The organism is Micromonospora sp. CPCC 206061 (assembly GCF_036906915.1).
Classification (GTDB): Bacteria; Actinomycetota; Actinomycetes; order Mycobacteriales; family Micromonosporaceae; genus Phytohabitans.
Window position 1 is genome coordinate 94,936 of record NZ_JBAKHX010000007.1, and the last position, 25,572, is coordinate 120,507.

The window sequence follows — 25,572 nt, forward strand, 5'->3', positions numbered from 1 at the left end:
CGCAGCGAGCGCCAGTTGGCGCGGTCACGGGCGCGCCGGCGGCTCGTCAACGGCGGGCGCGTCGTCGGGAGCGCCGGCAGGGGCGCTGCCCGCGTCACCGTCCCGGTCGTCGTCCGCCGCGACCTTGGCCTCCTCGACCCTGGCCTCCTCGACCCTGGCCTCCTCGACCCTGGCGGCGGGCTCGCCCTTCGACTCGGGCTCGGGCTTCTCCGTCGGCGGCACCTCGTCGCGCGGCGCCAGGCCGCCCGGGGTGCCCAGGCTGATCTCGCCGAGGTCGACGAGGCCGTCGCCGTGGGGCCTCTCGCCGCCGGCGCCGACGGCGGCCGGCACCAGCGCCGCCTCGCGGGCCCGGCGCAGCACGTCAGCGTCGCTGGCGCGGCCCTCGCGCAGCGCGACGACCTCGGCCTCCAGCACGCCGATCAGCTCGTCCTTGTATCCGATGTCGTACGCCGCACGGCGCAGCGCCTGGTCGACCTGGGCCATCCGGTAGCCCCGGACGGTCGTGTCGAACCGCACCGCCGCCACGTCGGACTCGAGCAGTGGCCTGCTGCCCGGCAGGGGCACCGACCGGCCGTCGGGCTCGACCGCGCCGAGCGCGGGATCGCCTCCGGTGACCAGCACGGTGACGCCAAAGACCACCGCGGCGACGGTCAGCGCCACGACCACGAGGAGGAGTACCTGACCCATAGACCGATCGTGGCATGACGCGGCTGGCGCGGCGACCCCGCCACCCCGGCATTCCGCCAAATGGCGCCGCGCCAGGCCCTAGGCGAGGCCCCGGCGGGAGACGGCGGGCTGGCGGTCACCCCTGATCGCGGCCACCATGTCGAGCACCTGCCGCGTCTGCCGTACTTGGTGGGCCCGGAAGACCCGGGCACCCTGCCAGGCGGAGACCGCGGTCGCGGCGAGCGTGCCCGAGAGCCGCTCGTCCACCGGAACGTCGAGGGTCTCCCCGATGAAGTCCTTGTTCGAGAGCGCCACCAGTACCGGCCAGCCGGTCGCCACGAGCTCGTCGAGCCGCCGGGTCAACTCCAGTGAGTGCCGGGTGTTCTTGCCAAAGTCGTGTGCCGGGTCGATCAGGATGCCGTCCCGGCGTACGCCCAGAGCCACCGCACGCTCGGCGAGGCGCGTGACGGTCGCGATCACGTCGGCGATGACATCGGCGTACGCGGCCCGGTGCAGCCGGGTCCGCGGGCTGAGCCCGCCGGCGTGCGCGCAGACCAGCCCGACGCCGGTCGTGGCGGCCACCTCCGCGAGCCGCGGGTCGGCGCCCGCCCAGGTGTCGTTGAGCAGGTCGGCGCCGGCGGCGATCGCCTCGACCGCTACCTCCGACCGCCACGTGTCGATGGAGATGACGATCTCCGGGAATTCGGTGCGGACCGCCGCGATCGTGCCGACCGTGCGGTGGATCTCCTCGGAGACGTCGACGTCCGGCCCAGGGCCGGCCTTGACCCCGCCGATGTCGACGATGTCCGCGCCCTCGGCGACGGCGTGCGCGACCGCGCGCAGCGCAGCGTCCGCGGCGAACGTGGCGCCACGGTCGTAGAACGAGTCGGGCGTACGGTTCACGATCGCCATCACGACCAGCTCGCCAGGCGCGAACGTACGGGCCCCGAGGCGCAGATCGATCACGCGATCACGCTAGGTCCAGGTCAGGATGCGTTTGCGCCAGGCGTAGAGGATGCCGAGCGCGAGCACGGCCACGAAGATCGCCATCTCGACAACGGTCGTCGCGCCGAAGCCTGGCCGGTCGAAGATCACCGCCCACGGGAACAGGAACACCGCCTCGACCGCAAAAAGGACATAAAGGTACGCATAGACGTAATAGCGGATCTGTGCCTGCGCCCAGTCGCCGCCCACCGGGTCGACGCCGCACTCGTAGGTCTCGCGCTTTCCGGGCGGCTCGGCGGGGTTGGCCGGGCGCAGCAGCCGGTTGGCCGAAAAGGCGCCCACGAAGACCACGACGCTGGCGAGCAACAGCAACCCGAGCGTCGCGTACGACCCGAGATAACCGGCCACGAACGGAGCGTACCCGTGATCTAGCTAACGGAGGGACGATAGGGGTGCCCATCAGGCGGACCAGGGGTCAGGATCACCTAAGTCTTCGACGTACGCTCTTTGGTGGACGACAGAGAGAGCGGGCCGGCCCATCGACGTGCGAATCCCGCCGCCGCCGGCACGCAAGGAGGTCAGAGGTCAGTGACCAAGCAGGTCCGCCAGCTCGATCGGGTGGTCATCCGCTTCGCTGGCGACTCAGGCGACGGCATGCAGCTCACCGGAGACCGGTTCACCTCGGAGACCGCCCAGCTCGGCAACGATATCTCCACGCTGCCCAACTTCCCCGCCGAGATCCGCGCGCCCGCCGGCACCCTGCCCGGCGTGTCCAGCTTCCAGGTGCACTTCGCCGATTACGACATTCTGACACCGGGTGACGCGCCGAACGTCCTGGTCGCGATGAACCCGGCGGCGCTGAAGGCCAACCTGGGCGATCTGCCGCGCGGCGCCGACATCATCGTCAACACCGACGAGTTCACCAAGCGCAACCTGGCCAAGGTCGGATACGCCGCCAACCCGCTCGAAGACGGGTCGCTCGACGGATACTCCGTGCACCCGGTGGGCCTGACGAGCATGACCGTGGGCGCGCTCGCCGACCACGACGTGTCGAAGAAGGACGCCGAGCGCGCGAAGAACATGTTCGCCCTCGGCCTGCTCTCCTGGATGTACTCGCGGCCGTACGAGTCGACGATCACCTTCCTGGAGCGCAAGTTCGCCGCTCGGCCGGAGCTGGTGAGCGCCAACATCGCCGCGTTCAAGGCCGGCTGGAACTTCGGCGAGACCACCGAAGACTTCGCCGTCCGGTACGAGGTCAAGCCGGCCAAGATGCCGCCCGGCACCTACCGCAACATCACCGGCAACGCGGCTCTCGCCCTCGGCATCGTCGCGAGCGCGGTGCGGTCGAAGCTGCCGGTCTTCCTCGGCGCCTACCCGATCACCCCCGCGTCCGACATCCTGCACGAGCTGAGCAAGCACAAGCGGTTCGGCATCACGACCATGCAGGCCGAAGACGAGATCGCCGCGATCGGCGCGACGCTCGGTGCCGCGTACGGTGGCGCGCTCGGCATCACCACGACGAGCGGCCCGGGCGTGGCGCTCAAGGGCGAGACGATCTCGCTGGCCGTGGCGCTGGAGCTGCCGCTGGTCATCGTCGACGTGCAGCGGGCCGGACCGTCCACCGGCATGCCGACCAAGACCGAGCAGGCCGACCTCAACATGGCGCTCTTCGGCCGCCACGGCGAGGCACCGGTCGCGGTGATCGCCCCGAAGTCGCCGTCCGACTGCTTCCACGCGATCATCGAGGCGTCCCGGATCGCCCTGACCCACCGCACGCCGGTGATCCTGCTCTCCGACAACTACGTCGCCAACGGCTCGGAGCCGTGGCTGCTGCCCGACGTCGAGTCGCTCCCCGACCTAGCCGTCGAGTTCGCCACCGCGCCGAACGGCGAAGACGGCACCACCTTCCTGCCGTACCTGCGCGACCCGCAGACCCTTGCCCGGCCGTGGGCGATCCCGGGCACGGCGGGGCTGGAGCACCGCATCGGCGGCCTGGAGAAGGCCGACAAGACCGGCGACATCTCGTACGACCCGGCCAACCACGACTTCATGGTCCGCACCCGCGCCGCCCGCATCGAGGCGATCCAGGTGCCCGACGTGGAGATCGAAGACCCGGACGGCGGCGCCCGCGTGCTGGTACTCGGGTGGGGCTCGACCTACGGGCCCATCGGTGCCGCCTGCCGGGCGCTGCGCCAGCGCGGGCACTCAGTGGCCCAGGCGCACCTGCGCCACCTCGCGCCGCTGCCGGGCAACCTCGGCGAGGTGCTGCGCAGCTACGACCGCGTCGTCATCCCGGAGATGAACCTGGGGCAGCTCGCCCACGTCATCCGGGCCCGCTACCTGATCGACGCGATCCCCTACAACAAGGTCCGCGGTCTCCCGTTCACCGCCGCTGAGCTGGAGTCCATGCTGGAGGACGTCGTTAAAAATGGATGAGGCAAGAATGGCCAGTCGCGACGCGTCAGCGGCGCCAGTAGCCGTGAAGCTGACGATGAAGGACTTCAAGTCCGACCAGGAGGTGCGCTGGTGCCCGGGCTGCGGTGACTACGCGATCCTCGCCGCCGTCCAGTCGTTCATGCCGGAGCTGGGCATCCCGCGCGAGCGGATCGTGTTCGTCTCCGGGATCGGCTGCTCCTCGCGCTTCCCGTACTACATGAACACGTATGGCCTGCACTCGATCCACGGGCGGGCGCCGGCGATCGCCACCGGCCTCTCGGTGAGCCGACCCGATCTGTCGGTCTGGGTGGTCACGGGCGACGGCGACGCGCTGTCGATCGGCGGCAACCACCTGATCCACGCGCTGCGCCGCAACGTCAACCTCAAGATCCTGCTCTTCAACAACCGGATCTACGGGCTGACCAAGGGTCAGTACTCGCCCACCTCCGAGCTTGGCAAGATCACCAAGTCGACGCCGGTGGGCTCGGCGGACTCGCCGTTCAACCCGCTGTCGCTCGCGCTCGGCGCCGAGGCGACGTTCGTAGCCCGCACGATCGACTCCGACCGTAAGCACCTCCAGTCGGTGCTGCGGGCCGCCGCCGAGCACGAGGGCTCCGCGTTCGTGGAGATCTACCAGAACTGCAACATCTTCAACGATGGCGCGTTCGACGAGCTCAAGGACGCTGGCACGCGCGACGACTACCTGATCCGCCTGGAGCACGGCCAGCCGATCATCTTCGGCGCTGCTCGCGAGCCGACCGGCCAGCTCAGTGGCAAGGACGGGCAGTTCTGCGTCGTGCACCCGCCGGGCGGCTTCGGGCTGGAGGTGCGCGAGACCGCGTCGGTGTCACCCCACGACATCGTGGTGCACGACGCGGGTGTGGCCGATCCGGCGTACGCCTTCGCCCTCTCCCGGCTGCCGGGCGAAGACCTGCGCAACACGCCGATCGGCGTGTTCCGCCAGGTGTCACGCCCGTCTTACGACAACCTGGTGAACAGCCAGACCGAGGCCGCCAAGGCGAAAGCCACCGGCACCCCGGAGGAGCAGCTCGCTGGGCTGCTCACCTCCGGCGATACCTGGACGATCATCTAACAGAGCGCGCTGGCCGCGGCGGCCTCTGTCAGCGCGTGCGCTGGCGGTATGTCGTCGCGGCCGCCTCGATGCGCCGCCGGGTCCTCGTGTCACGGGAAAGCGCGCGCTTGCCCTTCTGATACAGGTAGATGCCGCCGCCGATGACGGCCGCGCCGACGATCACGTAAACGGCGACCCCGATCAGCGCCTTGAGCAGCGCGATCGCGAGCCACCCCACTGCCACCGTCGCGACGATGGCAGCTGCGGTCCAGGCCAGGAAACGTCCCATGGGTCCAGAGTGCGCCCGGCTCGCAACCCGCGACATCGGGGGAAAACCCTGGACCCCCTTGCGAACGGCGGCCGGTTGTGAAAATTTCCTTCTGATTGCGTACGTCTTGTTGGCGGATGTTGACGGAAGGAGTACCCGATGGGTCGACTGCGAGCCGCGCTCGTCGCGGCGACGCTGGTGAGCGGCGGCCTCGTGGTGGCCGCGCCAGCGAGCGCCGCGCCGACCGCGCACGTTGAGGCGGCGCGGGCCGGTGGGTCACAGGCGTGCGCGCCGGACCCGGCCACGCCGAAGCGGCAGCTACGGGCGATGTGGATCGCCAGCGTCGCCAACATCGACTGGCCCAGCGCGCCAGGCCAGGCAGAGGAGAAGCTGAAGGCCGAGTATCTGGGCTGGCTGGACTTGGCCCAGCGGCTCAACCACAACGCGGTGATCGTGCAGATCCGGCCGACGGCGGACGCGTTCTGGCCGTCGCCGTACGAGCCGTGGTCGGAGTGGCTGACCGGCGCCCGGGACGGCGCCTCCCCGGGCTGGGATCCGCTGGCGTTCCTGGTCGAGGAGTCACACAAGCGCAACCTGGAGTTCCACGCCTGGTTCAACCCCTACCGGATCTCCATGCCGCAGGGAGCCGCCGCCGACATCGACAAGCTCGCGCCCAACCACCCGGTGCGCCAGCACCCGGACTGGGCGGTCGCCTACCCGGTCAACGCGGCCGGCTCCCGCCTGTACTACAACCCGGGCATTCCCGAGGTCCGGCAGTTCGTGCAGACGGCGATGATGGACGCGGTGCTCAAGTACGACATCGATGCCGTGCACTTCGACGACTACTTCTACCCGTACCCGGTCGCCGGGCAGGACTATCCCGACGCGGCGACGTTCGAGCAGTACGGCGAGGGCTTCACCAACAAGGCCGACTGGCGGCGAAACAACATCGACCTGCTCGTCCAGGAGTTTGGGGCCAAGGTCAAGGCAGCCAAGCCGTGGGTGAAGTTCGGCGTGAGCCCGTTCGGTATCTGGCGCAACAAGGCCGCCGACCCGCTCGGCTCCGACACCAACGGGACGCAGTCGTACGAGGCGAACTTCGCGGACACCCGCAAGTGGGTCAAGGAAGAGTGGATCGACTACATCCTCCCCCAGATCTACTGGAACATCGGGCTGGCCGTCGCCGACTACGCCAAGCTGGTGCCCTGGTGGGCCGACGTGGTCAAGGGCACCCGGGTGCAGCTCTACATCGGGCAGGCCGACTACAAGATCGGTGAGGTGGGGCAGCCGGCCGCCTGGCAGGATCCGGCGGAGATGTCCAAGCACCTGACCTTCAACCGGGACTATCCGGAAGTCGCCGGGAACGTGCACTTCAGCGCGGTGCAGGTACGCCGGAACAAGCTCGGCGCCACCGACATCTACGCGGCCGAGCACTACTCCCGACCGACCCTGGTGCCGACGATGGCGCACCTGCCCAGCAAGCCGCTGCTCTTCCCGGTGGTGAAGCGGGCGTCCCGGACCGCCGAGGGCGTCAAGCTCAGCTGGTTCCTGCCGCTCGGGCGCGCCACGTCGTACGCGGTCTACCGCTTCGACGGCATCAGCCTGCCGGGCCGGTGCGGGCTCGCCGACGCCGCACACCTCCTCGGCACCGTGCGCGGCACGTCCTTCGTGGACCCGACCGCCGAACGGGGCAAGCGGTACACGTACTACGTGACCGCACTGGACCGCATCTGGAACGAAGGCCCACCGTCGCCACCAGCGATAGTCGGCTGACCTCACCGCGGGTGCCCCGGACCGACCGTCCGGGGCACCCGTCTATTTTCGCATCTGACGCTAAAGATCAACCTTGCCTACAGATCGGCGCGAGCCTATGCCTCGACACTGAGTGGCACCTGACCCACACAATGGGTCACCTTCGGGAGGAAAACGCCATGTCCCGTCGGATCGCGATCATCCTCGCCGCCGCCCTCGCCACAGTCTTTGGACTGGCCCAGCCCGCCGTCGCCGCACCAGCCGACAAGACGGCCGTCCTCGCCAGCTGGACCCAGGCCAACACCACCAGCTACAACACGTGGAACTCCGCCCGCTCCAACCAGGGCGCCTGGGCCGCGTACGCGTTCAACTGGTCGACGGACTACTGCTCGTCCAGCCCCGACAACCCGCTCGGGTTCGACTTCCGGCTGTCGTGCCACCGCCACGACTTCGGATACCGCAACTACAAGGACGCCGGGCAGTTCGACGCGAACAAGGCCCGGGTCGACAGTGCCTTCTACTCAGACCTAAAGCGCAAGTGCGGCACGTACAACGTCGCCGTGCGCCCCGCGTGCCTCTCGCTCGCGTGGACGTACTACCAGGCGGTCAAGGCATTCGGCAGCGTCGTGGCCACCCAGTCCGACCTGGACCGCGCCGAGCAGCTGCTGCCATAGGCCGGTCGGTGGCCCCGGGACCGCTGCCCGGGGGCCGCCTCGACTCAGGCCGCGAAGCGTGGGGAGCCGACCGCCAGATCCGGGTGCTCGACAGCCAGGGCCTCCTCGGCGGCTTCCTCCAGCGTGAGGGTGTCGCCTTCGGCGTACGCCTCGTCGAACGAGGCGTCTCCGAGAACCAGGCGGACGGCGGCCTGCCGCTCCGCCCAGTACGGGCTGTAGATGCCGGGCGCGCTGCGCAACTGCGATCGGGTCGCCTGCGCCGCGCCGAACAGCCGCGCCGCCGTGCGGTGGTCGCCGCCCAGCCCACACCGGACGGCGATCGCGCTGATCGCGTCGCAGGCGCGGCTGTGGTAGCCGTACAACATCCGCGAGCGCAGGGCAACGACCAGGTGGTCGTGCGCGGCCACCAGGTCACCGCGACCGAGGGCGACCATGCCGAGCAGGAAGTCGACGCTGCGCCGGCCCCGCTCGGCCGGCCGAGACGCCTCCACCAGCCGCGCGGCGCCCAGCACGTCGGCTGCCTCGTCGAGGGAGCCGCGCTGCCACAGCAGCTCCGCGAGGGTGTAGACGGCCAGCAGGGCGTCGCCGGACGCGCCGCTGGTGCTCGCCCACTCGATCACCTCGCGGCAGGCGCGCTCGGCGTCCGCGTACTGGCCCATGTCGACCAGAGGCGCGCCCCGCCCCGCGAGGACCCGCGCCAGCAGGCCGGCGTCGCCGGCCCGGCGCGCCGCACCCTCGGCCCGCTGGGAGAACCGCAGCTCCTCGGCGAATTCGCCGTCGGCGCCGGCATGCAGCGAGTGCATGTGGTACGCCGCCGCCAGCTCGGCCTCCGGGATGGGCTCCCCGGTCTCCGCGATCCGGCCGTACAGGCGGAACAGCCACAGCCGGCCCTCCCGAGCCAGCCCGCGCTCGCGCCACCACTGATCCAGACCGCCAGCGATCTGCAGGCCGGCACGCGCACTGCCACCGGTGGCAGTCCACCGCAGAGCCGCCCGCAGCTCGTCAGCAAGGGGGTCGAGGGTGTACAGCGACAGTGTCACCGGCCGCCCGTCGGTGCCCAGGTGCGCCTTCTGCAAGGCGTGCAAGGACCAGGCCACGTGCCGGTCGCGGGCCGCCTGCTCCTCACCCGCGTCGACCAGCCGGCGGGCCGCGTACGCCCGGATCGGGTCCAGCATCCGGTACGTGGTGCCCGAGGCGTGCGGCTCGGCCTGGATCATCGACTTGTCGACCAGTACCGCCAGCGGGTCCAGCGGGTCGTCGTCGAGCAGCCACTCCACCGTCGGCAGGTCGACCGGGCTGGAAAACACCGCCAGCCACCGCAGCAGCCGCGCCGCCCGTGGACCCAGCGTCCGGTACGACCACGTAACCGTCGCCTGCATCGTGGCGTGCCGCTGCGTCGTCGTCCGCGTCCGGGCCGGTGCTGCCGGGCTCTGCCGCAGGTCGACGGTCGCCAACTGGCTGGCCACCCACCGGCCGTTGCCGGCATACGTCTGCTCCGGGTCGTCGCGCCCGGCGTCCAGCGTGCCCAGCACGTCGTCCAGCCGCTCGGCCAGCTGCCCGGCCGACAGCACCCGCAGCCGGGCGGCGGCCAGCTCGATCGCCAGCGGCAGCCCGTCGAGACGCGACACCACCCGTTGCATGTCGCTTGACTCGGCGGCAGCCACCGCGCGGCCGCCACGGGCCTCCCGCGTGCGGTCGAGCAACAGCGCCACTGCGTCGCTCGGCCCGCCCCCGGGCACCGGGTCGACCGACAGCGGCGGAATGCGCCACACCGTCTCCCCCGGCACGCTGAACGGCTCGCGGCTCGTCGCCAGTACGCCCACGCCGCGCCCACCGGTCAGCAGCCGCGAAATGATCTCGGCTGACGCGTTGAGCTGCGCGTCACAGGTGTCCATCACCAGCAGCATCCGCCGCGACGCCGCGTACTCCACCAGTGTGTCGCTCATGGGCCGGCCAGGCTCCGGGCGCAGGCCCAGCACCGCCGCGATCGCGAACGCCACCAGCCCCGGGTCGGTCACCGTCGCCACGTCGACGAACCACACCCCGTCCGGGTACTCGTCGACGAGCCCGCCCGCCACCTCCATGGCCAGCCGGGTCTTGCCGGCCCCGCCCGCGCCGACCACCGTCACCAGCCGGTGCGCGGCCGTCAGGCCCATCAGCTCGGACCGCTCGGCGAACCGCCCCACGAACGAGGTCACCGGCGTCGGCAGGTTGTGCGAGCTGGCGTCGGTGCGCGGGCGCGGGAACTGGCTCTCCAGCCCCGGCGCGACCAGCTGGAAGAGCCGCTCCCGGTCGTCGAAGCCGCGCAGCCGGTGCAGGCCCAGGTCGAGCAGCGACGCCTGTGGCGGCAGTGGCGCCGCGTATCGGGCGGTAGCCGCCGAGCACAGCACCTGGCCACCGTGGGCCGCGGCGGTGATCCGCGCGGCGCGGTGCACCTCAGCACTGGCGTACTCGCCGTTGACCGCCTCGGCCTGGCCGGTGTGCAGGCCCATCCGGACCTTCGGCACCGACTCGGGCGACGGCCAGTCGTGCGCCGACAGTGCGAGCTGCGCCGTCAGGCAGGCGTCGACCGCCGAAGCAGCATCAGAGAACGCGATGAAGAAAGAGTCACCCTCAGTGAACAGTTCCGTACCGTTGCTTTCGGACAACGTACGGCGCAGCAACCGGCGGTGGTCACTCAAGACCGGCCGGTAGCCGGGACCGAGCATCTGGGCCATTCTCGTTGAGCCCTCGATGTCGGTGAACATGAAAGTCACCAGCCCACTCGGCAGGTGTGTCCGTGCCGACACGCGTGGAACCTCCGCCCCCCTGGAAGTGGGTTCATGCTGCCGTACCCCCGCAACCTGGCACATCGTAGAAACGGTCGACGCAGACCCACCCCAAGGTCGTATCACGGGGCGAGCGGGGCATGGCGGGGGTGTTACGGCTGAGCTAACGACAACAGGCGGACTGGGACGTGGTACGTAGGGTCAGAAATAGACATCCTTCTGGCCCTTTACCCCGCGGTAGACGGCGTTCAGCCGCAACCGCAGCCGCCACCGCAGCAGCCACCACCAGCCGAGACAGGCCCGGGGGCCGGAGCTGCGCCGCCGCGACCGGTGAACGCGACGGTGGAAAGCAGCTTGACCGTGTCGTCGTGGCCCTGCGGACACTTCGCCGGGTCCGCCGAGGCGGTCATCGGCCTATTGACCTCGAAGGTGTCGCCGCAGGCGCGACACCGGAACTCATACCGGGGCATGAACAAAGGGTACGACCCTGACGCCGGGGTGGTTCTCGCGGCGTAATGCGCAATACTCGACGAGTGGTGGACGGGGAGGCGACGCCTGACCGCCGGCTTCGGTCGGCGGCACCGGAATGGGCTGGACCGCTCGGCAGCTCTGGAGCGGCACCCGAGTCTGCCCCGAAGACTCCCGAACCCTCACCGAAGCCGGTCGAGGCCGCCAAGCCCGAGCCTGCCAAGCCCGAGCCCGCGAAGCCCGAGCCTGCCAAGCCGAGTACGGATGTGCTGGAGGTCGGGCCTCGACCGTCGCGCGTCCGCGTCCGGTACTCGCACGCCCTGCGCCGCGTCCCCCGGCCGCGCCAGGTCGCGACCGCTACCCGCGCGTGGGCCGGCCGCCCCAGCGGCCAGATCACCCTGCCCGGCCTGCTGCTTGCCGCCCTCGTCGGAGTAGGCGCCGCGTCCGGTGCCGTGCTGATCCCGGCCACCGCGACCGACCGCGCCTCGGGCACCACCACGCCGACGCCCGAGGCCACCGACTCGCTCGCGCCCGACGCGGGTGGACCGGGCGCGACCGGCGGGCCGTACACCCCCTTCCCGACCGGCACCGCCGCCCCACCGACCACCGGCACCGGCTCCACGAGCGGCCGTCCCGCGGACGTGCTCGCCAACTGGGCCTCGCAGGCCGCGAGCAAGGTCGAGGTGCCGTTCGTCGCCATGCAGGCGTACGGGTACGCGGAACTCGTGGTCGCGCAGACCAACCCGTCCTGCAACCTGAAATGGACCACTTTGGCGGCTATCGGCAAGGTGGAGTCGAACCACGGGCGCTTCAACGCCACGCTGTCGACTAACGGACAGTCCTCGCCACCGATTGTGGGTCCGCCCCTCAACGGCCAGGGCGGCACGCAGCGCATTCTCGACACCGACCAGGGCGAGCTCGACGGCGATCCGACGTATGACCGGGCGGTCGGCCCGATGCAGTTCATTCCCACGACGTGGCGGCAGCACGCCGTCGACGCCGACAATGACCTGGCAAAAAACCCCAACGACATCGACGATGCCGCCCTCGCCGCGGGCAACTACCTCTGCCAGGGAGGGCGCAACCTCTCCAACGGGCAGGACTGGTGGAATGCCATTCTTTCGTACAACGACGTGCGGCCATACGCGCAATCGGTATTTGACGCGGCAAATGATTACGGGGCCAAGAGCCGCACTTAGCGTCACTTCATGGGCACTTTGAAGGACAAGACCCTTCCGCTCACCTGCGACCCAAGGCAAGCTAGACGGGTGATGGTACGCGAGTGGGACTCCCGGACTGCGCCGTCCGCGGAGATCGAGTCCTTGCTGGACACTCTCAACGCGGTACTCGCGGCCGACCTCCCAGAAGACCCTTTGTGGCAGGGCGGTTCCCTGCGCGAGTACCAGTCCGAGACCATGCCCGGCGAGCGGCGGATCTCGTGGGTGGCCGAGGAGCCGAGCGCAGACGGCAACACCGCACTCGTTGGCCACGTCAACGTGCTGTTGCTGGGTGACATCGGGGTCGTCGAGCTCTTCGTCCACCCCGAGGTCCGGCGCAGCGGCCTGGCGCACCAGTTGCTCGCCACGGCCGTCCGGCGCACGTACGACGAGGGCTTCTCCGCCATCGGTGTGGAGGTCGTGGGCGGGACACCAGCGGTCAAGTTCTACGAGTCCTTGGGCTTCGAGCGGGAGTACGTCGAGACCCGCAGCGTGCTCAAGCTGTCCACGGTGGACTGGCTGGCGGTGGGCGAGATGGCCCGCGGCATCGCCACCGGCTACCGGGTCGAGTTCTTCCCAGGTGGTCCGCCCGACGACCTCATCGAGGCGTACGCGGTCGCGAAGGCGGCGGTGCGCGAGGCCGAAAACGCCGATCTCGACCTGCGTCCCAGTTCGTACGACCCGCAGCGGCTCCGTGACAGCCTGACCTGCCTGCACAAGCGCGGCATGAAGCCATACATCGTGCTGGCGATCCACGAAAAGACCGGCGCGGTCGCCGGGCTCACCGAGGTGGTCGTGCCGGCGCACCACCCCACCCGGGCCGACCAGTACGACACCATCGTGGTGCCCGATCACCGCGGCTACGGCATCGACCGCGCCATCAAGTCCAGGATGCTCTTCGAGCTGCGCTCCGCGGAGCCGAAGCTCACCGACGTGCAGACCTGGAACGCGCTCGACAACGAACCGATGCTGAAGGTTAACGCCGAGCTGGGGTTCCAGCCCGATCGCGAGTGGTACGAATACGGCGCCGACGTGCCCGCGCTCCTGCATCGGCTCGACCCGAAAACCTGATGCCGATCTGAGGCTGGCACACCTTAACGTGCGTTCTACTGTGTCCCGCCTTGTGGAGGCTCCATGCGCCCGCGCCGCTTGTGCGCTCTTGTACTGACCGCCGTCGCCATACCCGCCACGGTCGCCGTCGCGCCGACCGCGGCGATCGCCGCACCGACAGACCTCTTCATATCCGAATATGTCGAAGGATCGTCGAACAACAAGGCGATCGAGCTCTACAACGGCACGGGCGCCGCCGTCGACCTCGCGGCTGGCGGCTACCAGCTCCAGCTGTACTTCAACGGCGGCACCGCCCCGACGAACTTCGCGCTGACCGGCACGGTCGCCGACGGCGACGCGTTCGTGTTCGCGCACTCGTCGGCCGCGCCGGCGATCCTGGCGCAGGCCGACCAGACCACCGGCTCCAGCCTCTTCAACGGCGACGACGCGGTGGTGTTCGCCAAGGGCGGCACGGTGGTCGACGCGATCGGCCAGGTGGGCGTCGACCCGGGCACCGAGTGGGGCACGGGCCTGACCAGCACAGCCGACAACACACTGCGGCGCCTGCCGGCGATCAGCGCGGGCGACACCGAGCCGGGTGACGCGTTCGACCCGGCGACACAGTGGACCGGGCTGGCCTCCGACACATTCGACGGCCTGGGCTCGCACACGACCGAGGGCGGTGACCAGCCAGCCGTCCTGGCCTGCGGCGGCACGCTCACCACCGAGGCGGGCACCGCGGCCACACGCTCCGTCACCGCGACCGATCCCGACGACACGGTCGTCGACCTCGCGGTCAGCGCGACCACGACCTCGATCTCCCGCACCTCCTTCACGCCCGCGACCACGACCGGCGGCACAGCAACCGCGGTCGTCACGGCGGCGGGCGACCTGCCGGCGGGGTCCTACCCGGTAACCGTGACCTCGACCGACACCGACGGCACGACTGCGACCTGCACGTTCACCGTCGAGGTGACCACGGTGCGCACGGTGGGCGAGATCCAGGGCCAGACCCTCGACACCGAGCAGGGCAGAGCCGACCGCTCGCCATTCGCCCCGGCGTCCGGCACCGGCACCAGCAGCTCGCTGTTCGACGTGCGCGGCGTCATCACGCAGCGCACCCTGGCCCGCAGCTCGTCCGGCGCCAACCAGTACGGCTTCTTCCTGCAGAGCCGCGCCGGCACCGACGACGGCGATCCGACCACATCCGACGGCATCTTCGTGTTCATGGGCTCCTTCACGTCGCTGATCGGCGGGTACGTGCCCGTCGTCGGCGACGAGGTGGTGCTGCGCGCGCGGGTCTCCGAGTTCTTCAACCTGACCCAGCTCTCCAGCGCCTCGCTCGTGCGCACGCTCGACACCGGCGTCACCGACGTGGTGGTCACCAACGCGACGCCGCCGGTCGACCTGGCGGCCGCCGACCGGTTCTGGGAGCGACACGAGGGCATGCAGATCCGGGTTCGAGCGGGCAGCGGCGCGGTGAGCGGGCGCGACGTCTTCGCCTCCACCGCAGACTCCGAGATCTGGCTGGTCGACCGCGACAGTGGCCTGCTGGACCGGCCAAACGAGTACGGCCGCCGGGTGTTCCGTGACCCGCACCCGCGCGACAACAACGTCAAGGAACTCTTCGACGACGGCAACGGCATGCGGATCATGCTGGGCAGCATGGGTGTCAAGTGGACCGCCCAGGACAACACCACGCTGCTGCCACCCGCGCACACCTTCGACACGTTGACCGCCGACGCCGTGGGTGGCCTCTACTTCTCGTTCGAGAAGTACGGGGTACAGGCGGCGAGCGCGGCCTTCGGCGGCGGCGCCGACCCGTCCGCCAACCACCCGCCGCAGCCCGCGCGGCGCGACCGGCAGTTCGCGGTGGCGACCTACAACGTGGAGAACCTGTACGACTACCGCGACGACCCGTTCGACGGATGCGACTTCACCGGCAACTCCGGCTGCACCGGGGTCAGCCCGCCGTTCGACTACGTGCCGGCGAGCGAGGCGGCGTACCAGGCGCAGCTCGGCAACCTCGCCGACCAGATCACGAACGACCTGCACGCGCCCGACCTGATCCTCGTGCAGGAGGCCGAAGACCAGGACATCTGCTCAGTGTCCGGCGGTTCGCTGGCCTGCGGCGCGGTCGACAACGCGGATGGGGCGCCCGACACGCTCCAGGAACTGGCGCTGCGGATCGCAAGTGACGGTGGACCGGCGTACACGGCGGCCTACGACCGCGACGGCGCCGACGACCGTGGCATCACGGCCGCGTTCCTCTTCCGCACCGACCGGGTCGCGCTTGCGGCGCCTACCGCCGACGACCCGGTCCTCGGCTCCGCCCCGACGGTGTCGTACCGGGCAGCCGGTCTCGACTACAACGCCGACGTGCAGAACCCGAAGGCGCTCAACGCCGACCTGCCGTCTGATGTGGACACCTCGACCGGTGTCGACGGCTCCGACGTCTACACCCGGGCGCCGCAGGTCGGCAAGTTCATCCTGGACGGGCAGACCACCCTGTGGGCGGTGAGCAACCACTACTCGTCCACGCCGCAGGCGCGCGTCGGCCAGCGGCGGGAGCAGGCCGCGTACGGCGCTGCGATCGTGTCTGCCATCGGCTACGGAGCACGCGTCGTGTACGGCGGTGACCTGAACGTCTTCCCGCGCCCCGACGACCCGGTGCTGCCGGTCTCCGACCAGCTCGCGCCGCTGTACGACGCGGGCCTGCACAACCTGTGGGAGGACCTGGCCGCCGATGTGCCGAACTCGGCGTACTCGTACGTGTTCCAGGGCCAAGCGCAGACGCTTGACCACCTCTTCGTAACCGACGCGCTGTACGACCAGCTCGTGCAGATGCGGGCCGCGCACATCAACGCGGACTGGGCAGCCGACCACGACGGGGATGGCTCGCGCGGCTCCAGCGACCACGACCCGCAGGTGGCCCGCTTCCGCTCCCGCCCCTGATCGCTCCCTGATCTCTGATGCCCCCGCCGTGCCCCCGCCGGGAACGCGCGGCGGGGGCACGGCCCGATTTACTTAGTAGGCGTCGAGGCCGTAGTCTCCCCCGCTCGGCGGCGGATCGTGGCGGTGCTGCTTGACGCGCACCTCCCACTGGCTCCGTCGCCGCATGGCGTCGCGCCGCGCACGGCTGCGGTGAAACGTCTCCGGCGGGCGCGCGAGACCGTAGGTGTCGGCCCACCACTCACCCAGCCTCGGGTCGAGAATCGTGTCGAGATGCGACGGGTATCGCCGCTCGGCGCCGTCGCGCGTGTCGTCCCAGTCCTCCATCGGCGTCACGACGCGGCCATCCTGATCGACGACGGCCAGGAAGAGCCCGGCGGCGGCCAGAAGCCGCTCCAGCACGTCGACACTGGGCACCATGACGCCCGCCTCTACCTTGCCCACCGTCGACGGTGCGACCTTCGCGGACCGGGCCATCTGCCGCTGGCTCAGATCAGCGATCCGGCGGGCTCGCCGCACCAGGCCCGCCACCGGATACTGGCCCACGCGAAGCTCAGGTGGCGGCGGATCCAGCGCGGAAGGCATGCGCTCAGGTTGCCAGCGGCTTCCACAGCCCTCAAGCAGCACTTGAGGGCTGTGGAAAAGGTTGTGGATAACCCAGCCTGGCCGGGCCCACCCATTGTTGTCACCGTGCTTTGCTCTGCTTCCCTAAAGGAAACACTCGTGGTCCGATATCCGGACGCCAGGTGTTTCCTCCGCGGAAGCAGAGCAAAGCACGTCGCAACCACACCATCGACCCCGCCGGCTACACGCCGGCGAAGGTCAACGACGCGGGTCAGTAGCGGGCGCGCAACAAGCGGGCGGCCTCGACGGCCCAGTAGGTCAGGATGACCTGGGCGCCGGCCCGGCGGATCGACGTGAGGGTCTCCAGGATCGCCGCGTCGCGGTTCAGCCAGCCGTTGGCGGCGGCCGCCTCGACCATCGCGTACTCGCCGGAGATCTGGTAAGCCGCTACCGGGGTGTCGACCGCCTCGCGGACAGCGGAGACCACGTCGAGGTACGGCAGGGCCGGCTTGACCATCACGATGTCTGCGCCCTCGGCCACGTCGAGCGCCACCTCACGCAGCGCCTCGCGCAGGTTGGGCGGGTCCTGCTGGTAGGTGCGGCGGTCGCCCACCAGTGACGACTCCACGGCCTCCCGGAAGGGGCCGTAGAAAGCGGACGCGTACTTGACCGCGTACGCCAGGATCGCCACGTCGGCGTACCCGGCCGCGTCGAGCGCCCGCCGGACCACGCCGACCTGGCCGTCCATCATCCCGGACGGCCCCACGACACCGGCACCGGCGGCCGCCTGCGCCACGGCCATCTCCGCGTACGCGGCCAGCGTGGCGTCGTTGTCCACCGTCCCGTCGGGCGCGAGCAGGCCGCAGTGCCCGTGCGAGGTGAACTCGTCGAGGCACAGGTCGCTCATCACCACGGTGGCGTCGCCGACCTCCGCCACCACGTCCCGCAGAGCGGCGTTGAGGATGCCCTCAGGGTCGGTGCCGCCTGACCCGGTCGCATCCTTCCGGGCGGGCACGCCGAAGAGCATGATGCCGCCGACGCCTGCCTGTACGGCGTCGACCACCGCCTTGCGCAGCGAGTCGCGGGAGTGCTGCACGACGCCCGGCATCGTGCCGATCGGCCGAGGCTCGGCCAGCCCTTCCTTGACGAACATCGGCAGGATCAGCTCGGACGGCGCGACCTTGGTCTCTTCGACCAGCCGGCGCATCGCCGGGGTGCGGCGAAGGCGGCGCGGCCGTACATCGGGATACGACATGGGCGAAGCCCCTTTAACGGAAGCGGAGTGCGGTCGGACCCTGGACCTTCGAGCCGCGGCGCTGCTTGGCCGGCATGGCGGCCAGCTTCTCGCGCAGCTCGACGGCGTACGTGGCCAGCGCCTCGACCAGGTCGGGCACCGAGGAGTGGCCGGGCTGGACGTCGACGCGCAGTCCGAACTCGTTGGCTGTCTCGGCCGTCTTCGGGCCGATCACGGCGACCACGGTGCGGGCGTGCGGCTTGCCTGCGATACCGACCAGGTTACGCACGGTCGAGGATGACGTGAAGAGCACCGCATCGAAGCCGCCCGATTTGATCGCGTCCCGGATCTCGGCGGGCGGCGGGGCCGCGCGCACGGTCCTGTACGCCGTGACGTCGTCGACCTCCCAGCCGCGCTCGATGAGCCCGGCGGCGAGCGTCTCGGTGGCGATGTCGGCGCGTGGCAGCAGCACCCGGCCGACCGGGTCGAGCACCTCGTCGTGCGGCGAGAACTCGGCCAGCAGGCCCTCGCTGGACTGCTCGCCCGCGGGGACCAGCTCCGGCTGGATGCCGAACGCGCGCACCGCGTCCGCGGTCGCCTCGCCGATACAGGCGATCTTGACGCCGCCGAAGTGACGGGCGTCCAGTCCGTGCTCGCCGAACTTCTCCCACACCGCGCGGACCGCGTTGACCGAGGTGAAGACCACCCAGGCGTACCGGCCGTCGACCAGGCCCTTGACCGCGCGCTCCATCTGGGCCGGCGTGCGCGGCGGCTCGACAGCGATGGTCGGCACCTCGCAGGGGATCGCGCCGTACGCCCGGAGCTGCTCGCTCATCACCCCGGCCTGCTCCTTGGTGCGCGGCACCAGCACCTTCCACCCGTACAGCGGACGGTTCTCCCACCAGCTCAGCTTGTCGCGGTGGGTGACGCCCACACCGAGGGTGAGCACGACCCGGCCGGTGAAGCCGAGCGCCGCCGCGACGAAGCTGTCGACGGTCGACGTGGTGGTGTACTGCGTCTCGCCGGTGCCGTCGCCGGTCACGCCGACCGCCGTGGTGCCGTCGACTCCGGCCGCGAGCAGCCCGTCGCGGACGGCGGCCAGGTCGCCCGCGTCGACCGCCAACGCCAGCGAACCGCGGGCGATCGCGGTGGCGAGCGCCTCGAAGTCGAGCGCGGACACGTCGTCGACGTCGGCGGCGGTGCGCAGCCCGGGCAGTGGCACCCCGGCGTACGTGGACACGCCCTCGGCCTGGCTCACGCCGGGCACGACCTCGAAGTGCGCGGCCGTACGCGCGACCGCCTGCACCTCCTTGATCACCGCGTCGTGCCCGAACGGGTCGCCTGCGACGAGGTGCACCGCGTGCTGGCCGGACCGGGCCGCGGAGATCAGCACCTTGGCGACGTCGCCGGGTGCCCCCTCGGCCGGAGTGAACTGGGTGTCGTGCTTCGCCTCGGCACGGATCACGTCGAGCAGTGCCTCGGGGACGCTGCGGTCGTAGATGACCTGGTCGGCATCGACCAGGGCGTCGTGCGCCCGGCGGGTCAGCAAGCCAGGGTCGCCGGGACCGGCCCCGACGAACGCGATGCGGCCTGCGGGCTTACGGGTGCGGGTCATTCTGTGCTCCCAATAGGGTGTCGGCGCCGGCGTCGAGGAGATCGGCGGCCAGCTTTCGGCCGATCTCCACCGCGTCGGCGGGCGTACCGGTGCGCGACAGCCGGATGTCACGGGCGCCATCCGTGCTGATCACCGCACCGCGCAAGTAGATCTCCTCGCCGTCGTCACCCTCTGCGACTTCGGCGAAGGCGGCCACCGGGGCACTGCACCCGGCCTCCAGGGTGGCCAGCATCGATCGTTCCGCGATGACCGCGGCGCGAGTCGATGCGTGGTCGAGCCTCCCCAGCAGCTCGACCAGGTCATGGTCATCAGCCCGGCACTCCACTGCCAGCGCACCCTGTGCGGGGGCGGGCAGCATCAGCATCGGGTCGAGGGTCTCGGTGATCTCACCGGTGCGGCCGAGGCGGGCGATGCCGGCACGGGCCAGCACCACGGCGTCGAGCTCGCCGTCGTACACCTTGCGCAGCCGGGTGTCGACGTTGCCGCGGATCGGCACCACCTCGAGCTGCAACCCGAGCGCATGGATCTGCGCGATCCGGCGCAGCGCGCCGGTGCCGATCCGGGCGCCGGGCGGCAGCTCCGCGAGCGTGCGGCCACCGCCGGCCACGAGCGCGTCGCGCGGGTCTTCGCGAGGGGGTACCGCCGCTACGCACAGCCCGTCCTGTGGCGCGGTGGGCAGGTCCTTGTACGAGTGGACGGCGAAGTCGATCTCCTTGGCGACCAGCGCGTCTCGCAGGGCGGAGACGAAGACGCCGACGCCGAGCCGCTGCACGGGCGCCGAGGAGCGGTCGCCGGGCGTGACGATCTCGACGAGCTGCACGTCGCGGCCCGTTGCGGCGCGCACCGCGTCGGCGACGTGCTGAGACTGGGCCAGAGCCAGCGCGCTGCCGCGCGTGCCGAGCCGGAGGGTCACCGGTCGCCCCCGATCTCGGGCACCTCGTCAGCCTGCGCTGTGTGCGGCACATCCAGGTCGAAAAGCTCCCGCAGCAGGGCCGCGTACTGGTCACCACCAGGCTCGGCGGCAAGCTGGCGCACCCGTACGGTCGGCGAGTGCAGCAGCCGCTGCACGACCCGGTGCACGGTGTGCGCGACGTCGGCGCGCTGCTCGTCGCTGAGGTCCGGCCGGCGCTGGGCGAGCCGGCGCAGCTCGGCGGTCACCACGTCGTCGGCCCGGTTGCGCAGGGCGGCGACGGTGGGCGCCACCTCGGAGCCGCGCAGCCAGGTGAGGAACGCCTCGACTTCGGTGGCGACGATCTCCTCGACAGCGGCCTGGTCGACGGCGGCCGGGCCGGAACGCAGCGTGTGCGCGAGACGGTCGATGTCGACGACCACCACGCCGGGCAGGTCTGCCGCGGCGGGCTCGACGTCGCGCGGCACCGCCAGGTCGAGGATGACCAGCGGCCGGTCGCGGCCGTCGATGGCGCGGGCGATCACGTCGCGGCTCAGCACATGCTCGGTGGAGGCGGTGGCGCTGGCCACGAGGTCGGCGCTGGCCAGCGCCGCGGATAGGTCGTCGAACGGCACCGGATTCGCGCCGTACGCCGCGGCGAGCCGCTCGGCCCGGTCGGCGCCGCGGTTGGTCACTGACAGCGGCCCGGCGCCCGCCCGGGAGAGGGTGGCCAGCGACAGCGCGCCCATCGCCCCGGCGCCCACCACAAGGGCGGGCCGACCCGCCAGGCTGGCCGGGTGGTCGTGCTCGCAGTCGGCGTCGAACAGGCAGTCGTGGCTGCCGTCGAGGACGGAGCCGGCGACCGCGAGAGCGGCCGTGACGACGCTCTGGCCGGCCCGGTCGATGCCGGTCTCGGTGTGTGCGCGCTTGCCCACCCGCAACGCCTGCTGCATCAGCTCGTGCAGCAGCCGCCCGGTTGCGTCGCGCTCGGTGGCGGCGTGGTACGCGTCACGGAGCTGGCCGAGGATCTGGGCCTCGCCGACGACCATGGACTCGAGCCCGGCGGCGACCCTGAAGGTGTGCTCGACCGCGGCGCCGTCGTAGTGCACGTACAGGTGGCTGGCCAGCTCGTTCGGCGTGCAGCCGGCCCGGGCGGCGAGGATGCCGCAGATCTCGGAGAGCCCACCGTGGAAGGCGCCGACCGCGGCGTACACCTCGACGCGGTTGCAGGTGGAGAGGACGACGGCCTCGCTGACGTACTGCTGGGCGACCAGCCGGTCGAGCGTGCCACTAAGGTCGGCCGGCGCGACGGCCAGCCGCTCCAGCACAGCGACCGGTGCGGTGCGGTGGGACGCGCCAACGACGATCAACGTCATGCGGGGCCCCCGCGGAGGTGCGGAGCGGAGCACAGCAGCTTCGTGGGGTGCTTCATGAACCGACCGCCTCCTCGGTGCCTGTCGCCGCGAGCCCGCCCGGCAGCGCGGTGAGGCCGCCAGCCGCCGGCAGCGCTATCAGCGACGCCTTGCGGTGCTCGTGGAACGAGAGTATTTGCAGCTCGATGGCCAGGTCGACCTTCCGCACGTCGACACCGTCCGGTACCGAGAGTACGCAGGGAGCGAAGTTGAGGATGCTCGTCACGCCGGCGGCGACCAGGCGATCGGCGACACTCTGCGCGGCCGTGGCCGGGGTGGCGATCACCCCGATCGCGATCGACTCGGCCTCGGCGATCTCCGGCAGCTCCTCGATGTGCCGCACTACCAGGCCATTGATGTGCTCGCCGACCCGGGCGGGGTCGGCGTCGAAGAGGGCCGCTATGCGGAACCCGCGGCTGCCGAAGCCCGCGTATCCCGCCAGAGCGTGACCAAGATTACCCACGCCGACCAGGGCGACCGCCCTGCGGTGAGTGAGCCCCAGCACGTACTCGATCTGATCGATGAGGAGCGCGACGTCGTAGCCCACTCCGCGCGTGCCGTAGGAACCGAGGTGCGACAGGTCCTTGCGGAGCTTGGCCGAGTTGACTCCGGCGGCGCCCGCAAGGGCCTCGCTGGATACCGTGTCGTTACCAGACTCCGCGAGATGATGCAGTGCACGCAGGTACTCGGGGAGCCGGGCGACCGTCGCTTCCGGAAGATCCGGGAGGGCAGGGACCTGCTGGCTCATGTTTCTCCGTGCTCGTGGGGGCCCCACTGTCGACAACCGGGGCCGGTTGTGCTAGCAGAGCGCTACGGGTAAACAGAGTAGGCGCTTGTGAAGTCGTGCACAAATCGCGATCTTGATCTATCGCCCGTTCGCGATCGACTCACCGTCGGAAGCAGATCGACTCCGAGTAGGGCCAGCCCTACCGTGAAAAGGCCAGCCGACGGGATGGGAGTGCACCACGCCGATGCCTAGCGTCGATGACATGACCACGACCACCGCCTCAGCGAACGCCGGCGTCGACCCGTACCCGCACCCTGGCATGTTCCGGCAGCTCATGACCGACTCCAGCTATGTCATCACCAATTTTCCTCTCGCGGTGGCCGGTTTCATAGTGGTTGTGGTCGGTCTTGCGCTGGGTGTCGGCCTCGGCGTCACGCTCATCGGCCTCCCCATCCTGGCCGGCGCCCTCCTCATCGCCCGTGCGTTCGCTGACATCGAACGGCTCCGGATGCCGGCCGTGCTGCGACAGCCCCGGGTCCGCCCGCAGTACAAGGCATCGAAGCCGGAGGCCAACGTCTGGCGCCGGGTCGTGACCCCTATCGCCGACACGCAGTCGTGGCTCGACCTCGCGCACGCGGTGATCCGCTTTCCGGTCGGCATCTTCGCGTTCGTGGTCACCGTGACCTGGTGGGCGGGCGCGCTCGGCGGCTCGATGTACTGGGCGTACGACTGGGCGCTGCCACGCGGCGGGGGCGACGAGGACCTGCCCCAGCTGCTCGGCCTCGGCGACTCGACCGGTGCCCGGATCGGCTTGCACACGGCGATGGGACTCTTCTTCCTGGTCACCCTGCCCGTCGTGGTGCGCGGCTGCGCGGCCCTGGAGGCATCCCTCGGCCGTGCCCTGCTCACCGGCATGGCTGAGATGCGCAACCGGATCACCGTGCTGGAGGAGCAGAAGCGGGCCGCCGTGTCCGCCGAGGCGACCGCCCTGCGCCGGCTCGAGCGCGACATCCACGACGGACCCCAGCAGCGCCTCGTGCGGCTGGCCATGGACCTGGGCCGGGCCCAACAGCAGCTCGACACCGACCCCGAGGCGGTCCGGCGCACCATCGACGAGGCCCTCGCACAGACCCGCGACACGCTCAACGAGCTGCGGGCACTCTCCCGCGGCATCGCACCGCCGATCCTGGTCGACCGCGGGCTGCCCAGCGCGCTCGCCGCGCTCGCCGGCCGCGGCGTGGTACCCATCGACCTCACCGTCGACCCCACGCTCGGGACCCCCGGCGGCCGCCTCGACCCGGCCCTGGAGAACGCGGCGTACTTCGTGGTGGCCGAGGCCCTGACCAACGTCGCCAAGCACAGCCGGGCGACCGAGTGCTGGGTCAGCGTCAAGCGCACCGGTGACCGGCTGGAGATCGCGGTGATCGACGACGGCGAGGGCGGCGCCCACGTGTCCAAGGGCCACGGCCTGGCCGGCATCGCCGACCGGATCCGCGCGGCCGGCGGCGCGCTCGACGTAGTCAGCCCGGTAGGCGGCCCGACGGAGATCAAGGCAGAGCTTCCGTGCTAGACAACAGCATGCGCGTGGTGATCGCCGACGACGCGGTCCTCCTACGGGAGGGCCTCGTCCGGCTCCTGACCGAGCAGGGACACGAGGTTGTCGCGGCGGTGGGCGACGGCGACAGCCTGGTCACCGCGATCGAGCAGCACAAGCCCGACATCTCGATCGTCGACGTGCGGATGCCCCCGTCGCACACCGACGAAGGGCTGCGTGCCGCGGTGACCGCCCGCGAACGGGTGCCCCGCACACCGATCCTCGTGCTCTCCCAGTACGTCGAGGTCTCGTACGCGGACGACCTGCTCGCCGACCGCGCCGGCGCGGTCGGCTACCTGCTCAAGGACCGGGTCGCCGCGATTGCCGAGTTTCTCGACGCGATAGCGCGGGTGGCGAGCGGCGGCACCGTGCTCGACCCCGAGGTCGTGAGCCAACTTCTGGTGCGCCGGCGCCGCGACGACCCGCTGCGCGAGCTGACCCCGCGCGAGCGCGAAGTGCTGTCGCTGATGGCGGAGGGCCGGTCGAACACCGCGATCGCCCGCACACTCGTGGTGAGCGACGGTGCGGTGGAAAAGCACGTGCGCAACATCTTCACCAAGCTCCAGCTCCCACCGGACGAGGAGCAGCACCGGCGGGTGCTGGCGGTGCTGGCCTACCTACGCGGCTGACGCGAGCGCGACCGCTTCCGTGAGCGTCTCGGCGACCGGCACGCCGACCGTGCGCAGACGCTCAGGGTCGGTGAACCCGCCGGTGTAGAGCACGCACCCGGCGCCGACCGACGCGGCCGCGTGCGCGTCGTCGACCGAATCGCCGATCAGCACCACGGACTCGCCCGCGATGCCCAACTCGGCCAGGTGGCGCCGCAGGTGGCTGGCCTTGAGGTCACCGCCGACGGTGCCGCGCAACCCGTCGACCCGCCGGAACATCGGAGTCAGGCCGTACGTCTCGATCGTCGGCACCAGCTCTTCGTGGAACCACATGGACAGCAGCGACTGCGTGCCCATCCAGGCGCTCATCGCGGCCCGCGCGTCGGCGGTCAACCCGCAGGTGGCAAGGCCCACCCGGTAGTTGTCGTGGAAGATCTTGTCGAGCCGCGCGAACTCGGCCTCGTCGACCGGCCGCCCCAGGACCCCCACGTAGTAGTCGACCACCGGGCGCCGGAAGTCGCGGCGGTGCTCGTCGGCCGTCACCACGGGCCCGTCGACGCTCGCGAACGCCACATTCGTCGAGGAAACGACCAGCGAAAGGTCGTCGAGCAGCGTGCCGTTCCAATCCCAGACGAGGTGTTCGCGAGTCATCGGAGCACAA

The 25,572-nt window shown here is 70.7% G+C and carries 21 protein-coding genes and 1 pseudogene; 9 read left to right on the top strand and 13 right to left on the bottom strand.

What is annotated here, in order from left to right:
* Positions 1-24: 24 nt before the first annotated feature.
* From V6V89_RS08520 to ndhC, 3 genes are all read right to left on the bottom strand, one after another.
* Positions 25-687, bottom strand: coding sequence for a DivIVA domain-containing protein (locus V6V89_RS08520; protein WP_334618440.1), 663 nt, complete (start codon positions 685-687; stop codon positions 25-27).
* 78 nt (positions 688-765) lie between these two features.
* Positions 766-1,578, bottom strand: a complete 813-nt coding sequence (folP, locus tag V6V89_RS08525) for a dihydropteroate synthase (protein WP_442935100.1) — start codon at positions 1,576-1,578, stop codon at positions 766-768.
* Between the two features lie 63 nt (positions 1,579-1,641).
* Positions 1,642-2,019, bottom strand: coding sequence for an NADH-quinone oxidoreductase subunit A (gene ndhC / locus V6V89_RS08530; protein ID WP_334618442.1), 378 nt, complete (start codon positions 2,017-2,019; stop codon positions 1,642-1,644).
* 180 nt (positions 2,020-2,199) lie between these two features.
* Between ndhC and V6V89_RS08535 the strand changes: the two genes are divergently transcribed.
* Complete coding sequence (locus V6V89_RS08535; RefSeq protein ID WP_334618443.1) at positions 2,200-4,047, top strand: 2-oxoacid:acceptor oxidoreductase subunit alpha; 1,848 nt, start codon at positions 2,200-2,202, stop codon at positions 4,045-4,047.
* The gene (locus V6V89_RS08540; RefSeq protein WP_334618444.1) at positions 4,040-5,140 is read left to right on the top strand and encodes a 2-oxoacid:ferredoxin oxidoreductase subunit beta; all 1,101 of its coding nucleotides are present in this window, start codon (positions 4,040-4,042) and stop codon (positions 5,138-5,140) included. The genes V6V89_RS08535 and V6V89_RS08540 overlap by 8 nt, the downstream gene beginning before the upstream one ends.
* A gap of 28 nt (positions 5,141-5,168) precedes the next feature.
* Here V6V89_RS08540 and V6V89_RS08545 read toward each other — a convergent pair whose 3' ends face one another.
* Positions 5,169-5,408: a hypothetical protein gene (locus tag V6V89_RS08545; RefSeq protein WP_334618445.1), complete on the bottom strand. Its 240-nt coding sequence runs from the start codon at positions 5,406-5,408 to the stop codon at positions 5,169-5,171.
* Positions 5,409-5,546: 138 nt separating this feature from the next.
* On the opposite strand from V6V89_RS08545, the gene V6V89_RS08550 reads away from it, so the two are divergent.
* Positions 5,547-7,160: a glycoside hydrolase family 10 protein gene (locus V6V89_RS08550; protein ID WP_334618446.1), complete on the top strand. Its 1,614-nt coding sequence runs from the start codon at positions 5,547-5,549 to the stop codon at positions 7,158-7,160.
* 158 nt (positions 7,161-7,318) lie between these two features.
* A complete protein-coding gene (locus tag V6V89_RS08555; protein WP_334618447.1) occupies positions 7,319-7,813 on the top strand; it encodes a phospholipase in 495 nt (164 codons plus the stop codon).
* Between the two features lie 44 nt (positions 7,814-7,857).
* Here V6V89_RS08555 and V6V89_RS08560 read toward each other — a convergent pair whose 3' ends face one another.
* Positions 7,858-10,602, bottom strand: a complete 2,745-nt coding sequence (locus V6V89_RS08560) for an adenylate/guanylate cyclase domain-containing protein (protein WP_334618448.1) — start codon at positions 10,600-10,602, stop codon at positions 7,858-7,860.
* Between the two features lie 227 nt (positions 10,603-10,829).
* Positions 10,830-11,051, bottom strand: coding sequence for an FmdB family zinc ribbon protein (locus V6V89_RS08565; RefSeq protein WP_334618449.1), 222 nt, complete (start codon positions 11,049-11,051; stop codon positions 10,830-10,832).
* Between the two features lie 63 nt (positions 11,052-11,114).
* Here V6V89_RS08565 and V6V89_RS08570 point away from each other — a divergent pair, with 63 nt between their 5' ends.
* The 3 genes and pseudogenes from V6V89_RS08570 to V6V89_RS08580 form a co-directional block, all read left to right on the top strand.
* Positions 11,115-12,248, top strand: coding sequence for a lytic transglycosylase domain-containing protein (locus V6V89_RS08570; RefSeq protein ID WP_334618450.1), 1,134 nt, complete (start codon positions 11,115-11,117; stop codon positions 12,246-12,248).
* A gap of 72 nt (positions 12,249-12,320) precedes the next feature.
* Positions 12,321-13,337 carry a GNAT family N-acetyltransferase gene (locus tag V6V89_RS08575; RefSeq protein WP_334618506.1) on the top strand — a complete coding sequence of 339 codons (1,017 nt, stop codon included), beginning with the start codon at positions 12,321-12,323 and terminating at the stop codon, positions 13,335-13,337.
* A 63-nt stretch (positions 13,338-13,400) separates the two neighbouring features.
* Positions 13,401-16,265, top strand: a pseudogene (locus tag V6V89_RS08580) (lamin tail domain-containing protein); the annotation flags it as partial.
* A 78-nt stretch (positions 16,266-16,343) separates the two neighbouring features.
* Here V6V89_RS08580 and V6V89_RS08585 read toward each other — a convergent pair.
* The 6 genes from V6V89_RS08585 to V6V89_RS08610 form a co-directional block, all read right to left on the bottom strand.
* The gene (locus V6V89_RS08585; protein WP_334618451.1) at positions 16,344-16,853 is read right to left on the bottom strand and encodes a helix-turn-helix domain-containing protein; all 510 of its coding nucleotides are present in this window, start codon (positions 16,851-16,853) and stop codon (positions 16,344-16,346) included.
* A gap of 250 nt (positions 16,854-17,103) precedes the next feature.
* Positions 17,104-18,087: a porphobilinogen synthase gene (gene hemB, locus V6V89_RS08590; RefSeq protein ID WP_334618452.1), complete on the bottom strand. Its 984-nt coding sequence runs from the start codon at positions 18,085-18,087 to the stop codon at positions 17,104-17,106.
* 13 nt (positions 18,088-18,100) lie between these two features.
* On the bottom strand, positions 18,101-19,681 hold the full coding sequence (locus V6V89_RS08595; RefSeq protein WP_334618453.1) for a uroporphyrinogen-III synthase: 1,581 nt from the start codon (positions 19,679-19,681) through the stop codon (positions 18,101-18,103).
* Positions 19,665-20,594: a hydroxymethylbilane synthase gene (hemC, locus tag V6V89_RS08600; RefSeq protein ID WP_334618454.1), complete on the bottom strand. Its 930-nt coding sequence runs from the start codon at positions 20,592-20,594 to the stop codon at positions 19,665-19,667. Before hemC ends, V6V89_RS08595 begins: the two co-directional genes overlap by 17 nt.
* Positions 20,591-21,946 carry a glutamyl-tRNA reductase gene (locus V6V89_RS08605; protein WP_334618455.1) on the bottom strand — a complete coding sequence of 452 codons (1,356 nt, stop codon included), beginning with the start codon at positions 21,944-21,946 and terminating at the stop codon, positions 20,591-20,593. Before V6V89_RS08605 ends, hemC begins: the two co-directional genes overlap by 4 nt.
* A gap of 52 nt (positions 21,947-21,998) precedes the next feature.
* On the bottom strand, positions 21,999-22,757 hold the full coding sequence (locus V6V89_RS08610) for a redox-sensing transcriptional repressor Rex (RefSeq protein WP_334618456.1): 759 nt from the start codon (positions 22,755-22,757) through the stop codon (positions 21,999-22,001).
* A gap of 214 nt (positions 22,758-22,971) precedes the next feature.
* Between V6V89_RS08610 and V6V89_RS08615 the strand changes: the two genes are divergently transcribed.
* Positions 22,972-24,279, top strand: coding sequence for a sensor histidine kinase (locus V6V89_RS08615; protein ID WP_334618458.1), 1,308 nt, complete (start codon positions 22,972-22,974; stop codon positions 24,277-24,279).
* An 8-nt stretch (positions 24,280-24,287) separates the two neighbouring features.
* On the top strand, positions 24,288-24,932 hold the full coding sequence (locus V6V89_RS08620) for a response regulator transcription factor (protein WP_334618507.1): 645 nt from the start codon (positions 24,288-24,290) through the stop codon (positions 24,930-24,932).
* Here the strand turns inward: V6V89_RS08620 and V6V89_RS08625 are convergent.
* Positions 24,921-25,562: an HAD family hydrolase gene (locus V6V89_RS08625; protein ID WP_334618459.1), complete on the bottom strand. Its 642-nt coding sequence runs from the start codon at positions 25,560-25,562 to the stop codon at positions 24,921-24,923. The genes V6V89_RS08620 and V6V89_RS08625 overlap by 12 nt on opposite strands.
* Positions 25,563-25,572 lie beyond the last annotated feature (10 nt).

Bases quoted from the DNA above. Each gene is read 5' to 3' on its own strand.
- V6V89_RS08520 (WP_334618440.1), bottom strand. From the start codon at position 687: ATGGGTCAGGTACTCCTCCTCGTGGTCGTGGCGCTGACCGTCGCCGCG.
- folP (WP_442935100.1), bottom strand. From the start codon at position 1,578: ATGGCGATCGTGAACCGTACGCCCGACTCGTTCTACGACCGTGGCGCC.
- V6V89_RS08540 (WP_334618444.1), top strand. From the start codon at position 4,040: ATGGATGAGGCAAGAATGGCCAGTCGCGACGCGTCAGCGGCGCCAGTA.
- V6V89_RS08545 (WP_334618445.1), bottom strand. From the start codon at position 5,408: ATGGGACGTTTCCTGGCCTGGACCGCAGCTGCCATCGTCGCGACGGTG.
- V6V89_RS08550 (WP_334618446.1), top strand. From the start codon at position 5,547: ATGGGTCGACTGCGAGCCGCGCTCGTCGCGGCGACGCTGGTGAGCGGC.
- V6V89_RS08555 (WP_334618447.1), top strand. From the start codon at position 7,319: ATGTCCCGTCGGATCGCGATCATCCTCGCCGCCGCCCTCGCCACAGTC.
- V6V89_RS08565 (WP_334618449.1), bottom strand. From the start codon at position 11,051: ATGCCCCGGTATGAGTTCCGGTGTCGCGCCTGCGGCGACACCTTCGAG.
- V6V89_RS08575 (WP_334618506.1), top strand. From the start codon at position 12,321: ATGGTACGCGAGTGGGACTCCCGGACTGCGCCGTCCGCGGAGATCGAG.
- V6V89_RS08585 (WP_334618451.1), bottom strand. From the start codon at position 16,853: ATGCCTTCCGCGCTGGATCCGCCGCCACCTGAGCTTCGCGTGGGCCAG.
- hemB (WP_334618452.1), bottom strand. From the start codon at position 18,087: ATGTCGTATCCCGATGTACGGCCGCGCCGCCTTCGCCGCACCCCGGCG.
- V6V89_RS08595 (WP_334618453.1), bottom strand. From the start codon at position 19,681: ATGACCCGCACCCGTAAGCCCGCAGGCCGCATCGCGTTCGTCGGGGCC.
- V6V89_RS08605 (WP_334618455.1), bottom strand. From the start codon at position 21,946: ATGACGTTGATCGTCGTTGGCGCGTCCCACCGCACCGCACCGGTCGCT.
- V6V89_RS08615 (WP_334618458.1), top strand. From the start codon at position 22,972: ATGACCACGACCACCGCCTCAGCGAACGCCGGCGTCGACCCGTACCCG.
- V6V89_RS08620 (WP_334618507.1), top strand. From the start codon at position 24,288: ATGCGCGTGGTGATCGCCGACGACGCGGTCCTCCTACGGGAGGGCCTC.
- V6V89_RS08625 (WP_334618459.1), bottom strand. From the start codon at position 25,562: ATGACTCGCGAACACCTCGTCTGGGATTGGAACGGCACGCTGCTCGAC.